General features: G+C 47.6%; 9 protein-coding genes. All 9 read left to right on the top strand.

What is annotated here, in order from left to right; all coding sequences use genetic code 11:
• The first annotated feature begins 318 nt into the window (after positions 1-318).
• The 9 genes from GGC63_RS33830 to GGC63_RS33790 all read left to right on the top strand — a co-directional run bounded on the left by GGC63_RS33830 (position 319) and on the right by GGC63_RS33790 (position 9545).
• Positions 319-2937 carry a stalk domain-containing protein gene (locus GGC63_RS33830; RefSeq protein WP_192705955.1) on the top strand — a complete coding sequence of 873 codons (2619 nt, stop codon included), beginning with the start codon at positions 319-321 and terminating at the stop codon, positions 2935-2937.
• Positions 2938-3059: 122 nt separating this feature from the next.
• A complete protein-coding gene (locus tag GGC63_RS33825) occupies positions 3060-4214 on the top strand; it encodes a sensor histidine kinase (protein WP_079914247.1) in 1155 nt (384 codons plus the stop codon).
• A gap of 3 nt (positions 4215-4217) precedes the next feature.
• Positions 4218-4943, top strand: a complete 726-nt coding sequence (locus tag GGC63_RS33820; RefSeq protein ID WP_079914248.1) for a response regulator — start codon at positions 4218-4220, stop codon at positions 4941-4943.
• A 55-nt stretch (positions 4944-4998) separates the two neighbouring features.
• A complete protein-coding gene (locus GGC63_RS33815) occupies positions 4999-5397 on the top strand; it encodes a hypothetical protein (protein WP_192705954.1) in 399 nt (132 codons plus the stop codon).
• A 16-nt stretch (positions 5398-5413) separates the two neighbouring features.
• Entirely contained in the window at positions 5414-7300 is a 1887-nt protein-coding gene (locus GGC63_RS35280) for a DEAD/DEAH box helicase (RefSeq protein WP_192705953.1), read from the top strand.
• Entirely contained in the window at positions 7297-8094 is a 798-nt protein-coding gene (locus GGC63_RS33805; protein WP_318781161.1) for a ComF family protein, read from the top strand. Before GGC63_RS35280 ends, GGC63_RS33805 begins: the two co-directional genes overlap by 4 nt.
• 119 nt (positions 8095-8213) lie before the next feature.
• Complete coding sequence (locus GGC63_RS33800; RefSeq protein WP_192705952.1) at positions 8214-8639, top strand: flagellar protein; 426 nt, start codon at positions 8214-8216, stop codon at positions 8637-8639.
• A gap of 102 nt (positions 8640-8741) precedes the next feature.
• Complete coding sequence (flgM, locus tag GGC63_RS33795; RefSeq protein ID WP_192705951.1) at positions 8742-9014, top strand: flagellar biosynthesis anti-sigma factor FlgM; 273 nt, start codon at positions 8742-8744, stop codon at positions 9012-9014.
• Between the two features lie 30 nt (positions 9015-9044).
• Entirely contained in the window at positions 9045-9545 is a 501-nt protein-coding gene (locus GGC63_RS33790; protein ID WP_192705950.1) for a flagellar protein FlgN, read from the top strand.
• Positions 9546-9574 lie beyond the last annotated feature (29 nt).

Raw genomic sequence — 9574 nt, 5'->3', positions numbered from 1 at the left:
CACATGAATGACGAACATCGGAAAGCCGTATGAGGGAAAACCTCACGTACGGTTTGATGAGGAGGGGCAGAAATTTATCTGCCCTTTACTCTAGAGTTTAGCTCATCCCTTTCAAGAGCAATAGATTGTGAGAAATTGAGAGTATTTCCAATTAGCGAAGCGTCTTTTTCAACCTAGCTTCTGTCTTGTTCGATAAATGTTCAAATATGGCGGATAATGTCCTAAAATATCTGTTTTTCATTCTAGTAAAACGTAACTTTTTCCATAGTAATAGAGTCTAAATAAAAGGAGAGTGGGAAATAGAAGGGAGAAAGCAACGTGAGTAAGCATAAGGTTTGGATGAAAATGTCCTCTATCGTTTTATCTGCAATGATCTGTTTATCGCCTCTTATGTCAACGGCCCAAGTATATGCGGCATCCGAACCGACTGTGACGATGGTAAGTCAAGAGATATTAACGTCCGGTGCCGTTTTGAAAAAATATGTTTGGAAATCGACCCGTAATAAAAAAGATATATCTGTTAATGCGAATGTCGTCGAGGTAGATTTGACGAACCCCTATGTGAAATTGGATGTTATGACGGGAACGAACAATCAATTTACTAAGAAGCAGAGTGTACTAGGGATGGCTACAGAGACGAAGGCTGTGGCCGGTGTAAACGGGGATTTCTACAATACGCAGGCGGAAGGGGTTCCCATGGGACCTGAAATCGCCAATGGGCAGCTGATGGCTACGCCTCCTTATTTACCAGGGTTCTATTCGTTTGCACTGACCAAGGATAACGTTCCAGTAGTAGATCTGTTTACGTTTCAAGGATCAGTAACGACCAAGGATGGTGCTAATTTCCCTCTTGGCGGGATTAATAAGACGTATTACTGGTTTGAGCCGGGTGGCGAGCACAGCCATGTAGACGCTATGTTCATGTACACCAATGCCTGGGGACAATCCGACCGATCGAACGATGGGGTTACGGTCCCAACGGAAGTACTGGTACAGAACGGCATTATTCAAAAGATTGCGGACAACATGATCATAGATATGATCGCTCCTAAAGATGGTTACATTCTTCGCGCATCAGGCAAGGCGGCCGATTTTGTACGCGCTCATATGAAGGTAGGAGACCCTCTTAAATACGACTATCAGATTCTTCCTCAAGATGCTAGCAGAACGTATGATACGAAAAACTTTAAAATGATGATAGGCGGCCATACGATTCTGGTAGACGAGGGCAAGCCGGCGGAATTCTCAAGAGAAGTTGACAGCTTATGCTGCACCCGTTCGAGAACGGCTATCGGCTACTCCCAAGACCAAAAAACGGCATACCTGGTAACTGCGGATTACAGCGGAGACAGTAAAGGCTTGAGTATGACCGAACTGCAGCAGTTTATGATTCAAGTAGGCGTTTGGAAAGGTATGAACCTCGATGGAGGCGGCTCGACCCAAATGGTGGCCAGACCGCTAGGCGAGGAGAATCCGGTTCTAATCAATAAAACGGAAACAGGAATTCAACGTAAAGTGGTTAACGGTGTAGGGGTTTATTCCACGGCGCCGAAAGGGCAAGTGAAGGACCTTGTCATCCAGTCACCGGATTTCTTGTTTTTGAATGAGCAGGCAGCATTAAGATTTAGAGGCTATGATGAATACTATAATCCGATAGCTTCCGATGGTGTACAAGCGACATGGGCTTCGCCTAATAATGCGGGGACCTTTAAAGATAATGTGTTCACACCAACCCAATTGGGTACAGCGAAGGTAACGGCTACTTCCGGCACTGGTACGCAAACGGCGGATATTCCCGTGATAGGCAGGGATCAGCTGGCCTCATTAACCATTGATGCAAGTAATATTGCTTTGTCCGAAGGGGGTTCCTACAAGCTTCCTGTCATAGCAACGACGAAATCAGGCAAATCAAGAGAGGTCCCTGCCGAGTTGTTGCAATGGGAAGTTAACGGGATGAAGGCAGAGGTCAAAAATGGCGTTCTGACCGTAAATAGTTTGGCAGGCGCAACCCAGCTGCAGCTGATTGCCCGTTACGACGGCTACAGCACGATGCTGACCCTCCCAATCGGAAAAGACAATGTCTGGTACGATCTTGATAATAATGCGGTGATGACGAATTCTCGTCCGCTTCCGCAGGAGGTTACGACTTCCGTCTATATTCGCGAATCCGAAACGAAAAATAAGTACTTGGAATTAAATTATGATTTTACAAAAGCGACGGGCAGCAGATGGGCTTATGCCGATATGGATACAGGTATTCAAATCGAAGGCCAGCCGCAATTCATTAAAATGAGAGTGAACGGCGACGAAAGCCTGAATTCGCTCAGAACGGAGATTAAAGATAACAGCGGGAAGATCTACTATATTGAGCTGGCCCCTAATATCAACTGGAAGGGCTGGAAGCAAGTTTCGGCCGATTTATCGGAATATGATATGAAATTCCCGATTACCGTTAAGAGCGTTTATGTATACAACGATCAGGTTGGCCAGGATGAGCGTGCAGCCGTAGGCAAAATAGGCATCGATGATATTACCTTCACGTACAAAGGCCAGCTGCCGGCACTGCCGAACAATTCGGTGAACCTTACGGTCAATAAAACGGCGGTTTCGGTAAACGGCAAGACGATGACCTTGGAGCAAGCTCCTGTTATTATCAGCGGAAACACGCTGCTTCCTATTCGTTTTGTAACAGATGCGTTGGGCGGAACGGTGCGTTGGGATGATAAAGAACGTAAAGTCACTGTTATTCGTGGGGATAAGATGATCGATCTCTGGATCGATAATCCAGATTTAATCGTTAACGGAAAGCGGGTAACAGCTGAGGTGGCACCCAAAATTATGAAGGATGTTACTATGGTACCACTGCGCATTTTATCCGAAAATCTCGGCTGGAAAGTAACCTGGGACGCCAAAACCCAGCAGATCACTCTGCAATAATTAGTTCCATGCTCCTCTTACAAACTTGAATAAATATGGTACTATATTGCTAGGAGCCTGTCCGACACTCGGGGTCGTGCAGGCTTCCTGTATATGGAATCGTTGGAGAAGGGGCCTTACGTATGCAAGTGGACGCTTTGGACCGCATTATTAAGAATGCAATTGACGTCATGGAAAGCAGCAAATATCAAATATTTGAAATTTGTGAAAATGTCCGGTCAGAGCGTAGTGCGTTGAACAACGAGCTGCAGGAAGTAATGGACGAAACGCGAAAGACCATAGATATGGTTGACCACATTGAGTTGGAATATCGGAGGGCCCGTATTCGGCTGACCGAGGTTAGCCGCGATTTTAAACGCTTCAAAGAAGATGACATTCGGACGGCCTACGAATTTGCAACTCAAATGCAAACCCAGCTCGCTATGTATCGGGAGAAGGAGCTTCACCTGAAGGCAAGAAGGGATGATCTTGCGAAACGAATAAAAAATGTCGATAAACAATTAGAGAGAGCTGAAGCTGTCGTCTCCCAAGTCAATGTAGTTCTCGAGTACCTGTCCGGTGACTTGAATCAGGTAACCCGGCTGCTGGAGTCGGCCAAAAACAGGCAGCTTCTAGGCCTGAAGATTATTTTGGCCCAGGAGGAAGAGCGCAAACGGATTGCCCGGGAAATACATGACGGTTTGGCTCAAACTATGGCGAATGTTGTACTGCGAACGGAAATTGCCGAAAGAATGCTGACCAAGCAAGCCTATGCGTCTGTAAAAGAAGAGCTCGTGGACTTGAAGGGTCAAGTCAGAGGAGGGATTGAGGAGGTTCGCAAAATCATTTTCAATCTTAGGCCCATGGCATTAGACGACCTGGGGCTCATTCCTGCTTTGCGGAAATTTGTACAAGACTTTGAAGAAAAATCAAAAATCAACACGCAATTTGAATTTTCCGGTAAAGAAACAAGGCTTCCTTCCGGGATGGAGGTTGCGATTTACCGTCTTGTACAGGAGGCGTTTTCCAATGTGGTCAAGCATGCCCAAGCTTCGCACGTTTCGCTGGAAGTGACTTACCGGCAGCAGATGGTGAAAATCACAGTTTCAGATAACGGCGTCGGTTTTCTTGTCGACAGCGTGGAGAAGAAGATCGAAAAAGGGAGCCATTACGGCATTATAGGGATGCGTGAACGCGTAGAGCTGCTGGAGGGCAGAATGGAGCTCACATCGACGAAAGGTGCGGGCACTAAAGTATCCATGTTGATACCCATCAAATTAGATTCGAAGGAGGACTAAGTAATGGACATCACGGGAAATGCAAAACGCAACATTAAACTGGTATTAGCGGATGATCACCAATTATTTCGTGAAGGGGTCAAACGCATTATCAATATGGAAAACGATCTGGAGGTCGTCGGAGAGTGTGGAGACGGCATCCAAGTTATTGAGCTGTGCAACACGTTGCATCCTGATATCGTACTTATGGATATTAATATGCCTATTGAGAACGGTGTAGTAGCTACAGAGAAGCTCAAGGGGATATTTCCGGATATCAAAGTCATTATCCTTTCTATTCATGATGATGAAAGCTATGTCTTTGAAACGCTGCGTAAAGGAGCGTCCGGCTATCTGCTTAAGGATATGGAAGCGGAGTCGCTCATTAATGCTATCCGGTCCGTAGTTGCAGGACATGCCTACATTCATCCCAAAGTAACAGGCAAGCTGATCAATCAGCTGCGCAGAATGACCTATCTGGATGAAGTGGGTACGGCAGGAAACGGCACTCTGGCCAAGGATGCGGGAGTCAGATACGTTCACACGGACAATAGCCCGTTGACGCGCAGGGAAGCCGAAGTGCTTCGGCTGATGGCAGAAGGCAAAAGCAATAAAACCATTGGGGAATTTTTGTATATCAGTGAGAAAACGGTCAAAAATCATGTGAGCAGCATTTTGCAGAAGATGGAAGTCGATGACCGGACACAGGCGGTTATTATTTCCATCAAAAACGGCTGGGTCACGCTGTAAACAGGAACCAACCAACTCATTGCGGCATATACTGGTCTTAAGGGAGGGAGCCGCGATGATGTTAGGGTTACTGTGGATCTTTGGCAGCTATGCTGCAAGTATTGCCTTGGTGCATTGGTGTTATCGACGGCGCCGGAGAACGGGTCGGAATGAGACGCATTTTTTGCTCGTTACACATAACAATGAAAATCAGGTGGAGTGGTACATTCGTTCGCTGCTTTTTTTCTCGCGGTTTAAAGGCAGGGACGTCCACTTGACTATAGCCGATGAAGGCTCGACGGACGAAACGTTGGCTATCGCCGAACAATTCCGCAAGGAGCATAATCTGGAGATCCTCACCTTGGAGGGGCTGGAATCATGGGACGAATGGATTCGTCAGCATGAAGATAAGCAGGTTATAGTTGTTCGGCTAGCCAACCCAGAAGGTTTGGAAACCGCTTACAAAATGATGTGAGGATGAATGGTTGTAAGTGAGAGCAGTTCTATATGCGGTCATTAACAAGCATGGCGCCAAATGGCATGTATCGTTAGACATGCGGGTCGATTTGGCGTTCTGGTTCGGTCAGTATGCGGATTCGATTAGAATACGGATGCTGGAGCCGGCCATTTCGTTTGGACAAGCTGTAGTTCTAAGAGACAAACTGAATGCGGTGGCATGGACAGCAAGAGAACTAGACCTGTCCTCGGTATGGACAAGGAAAATTTCGGAGCAAGCATCATCCCTTGGGATCTCCATGCTGGCTTCACACGATTCGGACAAGTGGCTGCTTATGGATTGTGAAAAGCGGCAGTGGGATGCCTATCAGCAGAAACCGGAAGCAGTAGTGACGCTGCAGGCGGACGAACTTAGCCGGTTTGTAGAATTAATGCAGGGACGCAGCTTGTTATGCGATGAAGTGATACAGCTGATGGAGCACCACGGGTTGCGGGCGGCAGCCTCAGCGCCGTTGGCTTATGTACAGGCCGGCTTTTTGTACGGGTATTTGATCATGGACCAAGGTATTAAAAAGCAGAAGGGCAAAGGCTGGAATCGTACCAAAGAGAACTACCAATGCCATCGGTGCGGCGGCGATTCCGAGCATATGGTCATGACAGAATGCATGTTCTGCGGTCAACCATGCCCCTACTGCGAACAATGTCTTACGATGGGAAGATCGCGGTTTTGTTCGGTTACCGTTCATTCCTCCTCTTATGCTGCTCAGGTACGGGAAGGAATATCAGGCAGAGAGGAAGTATTGGAATCGTATCTTGCTCCATGGGGGTTAAGCGAGATTCAAGCCGAAGCTTCGGGACAAGCGTTGCATTTTTTGAAAGGAAATGAATTGAAATCCTTAAACAAAAAACCAAATCAGCCGTCTCAATTTCTTATTTGGGCTGTAACCGGAGCGGGAAAAACAGAAATGATTTTCCCCATGATCCACTATACGGTTTCCAAAGGCGGTCGTGTCGTTGTGGCAACCCCTAGAAGAGATGTCGTACTGGAGCTGAAGCCCCGATTGGAAAAAGCGTTTGCCCCTGTTCCCGTAGTTACGCTGTACGGGGGGAGCGAGCAGAGGTGGGACACCGCTCCGATAACGATTGCGACAACTCACCAGCTGCTGCGATTTGAACGAGCTTTTGATCTTGTAATCATCGATGAGCTGGATGCGTTTCCTTACCATAACAATCCCATGCTGCAGTATGCGGCAGAAAAGGTATGCAAAACCGAAGGGGCAACGATCCTATTATCGGCTACGCCCCCGGTACCGCTTCAGAAGGCTGCAGCACGGCGTAAACTGCCTCATGTCAAAGTAACGGCCCGTTATCATCGGCATCCGCTGCCAGTCCCCTCACTACTTGCTACGCCTCCGTTACGCCAGCAGCTTCAGAAAGCAGCCCTATCCGGCAGCTTGGTACGCATCATGACGGAATCGATACAAAGAGGAGCACAGCTATTTGTGTTCGTACCCAAGATCTACATGGTAGAGCCTTTGACAGAGCTGCTTAACCGTACATTTCCGGAGGTGGCTACTGAGGGGACTTCCTCCAAGGATGAGCACCGTTCTCAGAAAGTGATGGATTTCCGCGGCAAACAAACCCGCATTCTGGTTACAACCACAATACTTGAGCGAGGTGTAACGATCCCCAAATCGGATGTGCTGATTTTGGATGCGGACGAGCCTATCTTTGACGCCGCTGCCCTGGTTCAAATGGCGGGGAGGGCGGGGCGTTCTGCCGACGATCCTGCCGGTAACGTCTATTTTGCCGCGAAGGAGAAAACCCGGGCTCAAGTGGAAGCGATTCGTCAAATCAAAAGCATGAATGCGATGGCCAGAAAAAAAGGGTATTTGCGTACAAAGGGGACGGATTCTAAGTGAGGGCAAGCACAAGAACGGTGGATTGGATACGGCAAAAATGGACGCAGCTTCTGAAGACAGCCGAGGGGGTGCTTTCGCCTCAAAAGCTGACCTGCACGGCCTGCGGTCATGACTACAGCGTTCCAAAAGAGCTCCCGTTATGCGATAGCTGCTGGACAGCTATACCATGGATCTTAGAAGTCCATTGCAGCTGCTGCGGCCGGCCGGAGAACTGCACGGATTGCCAGCGGCGGCATGAGCAGTATTTTGTTCAGAACCGAAGCGCAGTCAGCTACAGCCCATTGATGAAGGAGTGGCTCGCGGTTTATAAATACAGGGGGCATGAAAAGCTTCGGGAGCTTCTCGGCACCATGCTGCTGCACGCTTATCATTTGCATCGCAAAAGTGAAGAAGTCAGGGAAGCAGAGGTACGCACTCCCGGTATCGAGCTCATCACTTATGTTCCCGTGAGCCAGGCCAGACAGCTGGAAAGAGGCTTTAACCAGGCGGAGCAACTGGCGCATGAACTGGGCAGAAGAGTAGGCCTTCCGGTTGTTCCGATTCTGGAAAGAGTCCGGCACACGGATAAACAAAGCTTTAAGACTCGCGGCGACCGGTTGGGAGATTTGCAGGGGGTATTTGCCATGCTTCCTGCAGCCAAAGAGGTCTTGCGAGATCTGGCAGCCCGATCAAATATAAAGCTGTATATGGTTGATGATGTGTATACGACCGGAAGTACGCTGAACGAGTGCGCCAGAACGGTGCAGACCGAGCTCGATGGGGTTGAAATTTACGGGTTAAGCTGGGCAAGATGACATCTGATGTCGGATTTTGTTAAAATGAAGTATACAACGTCATGCTACTTGCGATACACTATGACTAATCATCCTATTCAGCAAATGATCGAATGTTTAACAATGGGGGGAGCTCAGAAATGAGTCTGAATGTCGATAACTGTCAGCGCTGCGGCAAAATCTACGTCAAGAACAATTACGGCTTATGCGGCCAATGTCTCAAAGATATCGATCTGCAGTATGAGAAATGCTTGAAGTATTTGCGCGAGCAGCGTTCTTGTTCAATAATCGAGCTTAGCGAGGCAACGGAGGTCCCGGTGAAGCAGATTACCAAGTTTATTCGTGAAGGGCGTATATCCATCAAGAATAATCCCAATATGTCCTATTACTGTGAGGTATGCAACGCCCCTATCCGTGAACATACGATCTGTGAGTCGTGCAGACAGCGGCTTGCCAAGGATGCGAGCCATATGCAAGAGGACGAGCAGCGGAAGCAAGCTTTGCTAGAGGAAGCCAACCGAATATCGTTCAACATTAAGGACCGTTTGAAGGACCGCCACAGCTAATGATATTATCAATTTAATATAAACTTTCATGATAACTCCACCGATAAAAGTATTAACGCTTATTCGGTGGGGTTATTTTAATGAATAAACGAGGTGATAGGCATGAAGATAAATGGTACAAATCGGGTCGGCGCGGTCAATCAATATATGAAATCCCAGGAGGCGTATTCTGCTGCGGGAAAGACCAAGACTCAGAAAAAGAAAGACCAAGTAGAAATATCCAGTGAGGCGAAGGAACTATTGGAGACGCAAAATCCGGCTGCGGCAGAGAAAGCCAGAGAAAAAGTAGAAGCTTTGAAATCATCGGTAGCTGCAGGTACCTATAAGGTCGATGCCAGGACGCTGGCAGAGAAGCTTTTTCCTTTTATTAAATGATTAACATTCTGAATACATGGGTGGATGAGCATGGCATTTGAGGCTTTGATACAAATCATGACGGCGCTGAACGACGTACACGAAAACTTACTTGAGCTGGCAGAACGGAAGAAGCAGGTGCTCATCCAGAACGATGTAGAGCAGTTAATGCAGATCGTTTCCAAGGAAAACAAGCTCGTCAAGCAGATTGGCGAACTGGATCAGCAGCGTGTGGAAGCCATCGGACAATTCATGATCGAGAAAGGCTATAAGCCGAATCCAAAAGTAACGGTTAGCGACTTGACGAAAATCATCTTCAATGTGGAAGATAAGAAAGCGCTTCTTGGGATGCAAAAGCAGCTATTGGGCAATATTCATAGGCTTAAGGAGCTGAATCAGTTAAATCAGCAGCTGATTGAGCACTCGCTGGCCTTTCTAGAATATTCTCTGGACCTTATTGCAGGCCCTCCGGAAGACGAATATACGTATAAAAATCCGCAAATGAATACCTACGGCTCGAAGCGAGCCGGATTATTTGATACTAAAGCTTAAAGCCTTAGAAAGCGACGGAGGGAGTTAAG

It is taken from the genome of Paenibacillus sp. OAS669 (assembly GCF_014873645.1).
Classification (GTDB): Bacteria; Bacillota; Bacilli; order Paenibacillales; family NBRC-103111; genus Paenibacillus_S; species Paenibacillus_S vulneris.
This window is presented reverse-complemented; position numbering and strand designations above follow the sequence as displayed.

What these genes read in the sequence shown, in the direction of transcription:
- GGC63_RS33815 (WP_192705954.1), top strand. Translation starts at nt 4,999, where the DNA reads ATGATGTTAGGGTTACTGTGGATCTTTGGCAGCTATGCTGCAAGTATT.
- GGC63_RS33790 (WP_192705950.1), top strand. Translation starts at nt 9,045, where the DNA reads ATGGCATTTGAGGCTTTGATACAAATCATGACGGCGCTGAACGACGTA.
- GGC63_RS33800 (WP_192705952.1), top strand. Translation starts at nt 8,214, where the DNA reads ATGAGTCTGAATGTCGATAACTGTCAGCGCTGCGGCAAAATCTACGTC.
- GGC63_RS33820 (WP_079914248.1), top strand. Translation starts at nt 4,218, where the DNA reads ATGGACATCACGGGAAATGCAAAACGCAACATTAAACTGGTATTAGCG.
- flgM (WP_192705951.1), top strand. Translation starts at nt 8,742, where the DNA reads ATGAAGATAAATGGTACAAATCGGGTCGGCGCGGTCAATCAATATATG.
- GGC63_RS33825 (WP_079914247.1), top strand. Translation starts at nt 3,060, where the DNA reads ATGCAAGTGGACGCTTTGGACCGCATTATTAAGAATGCAATTGACGTC.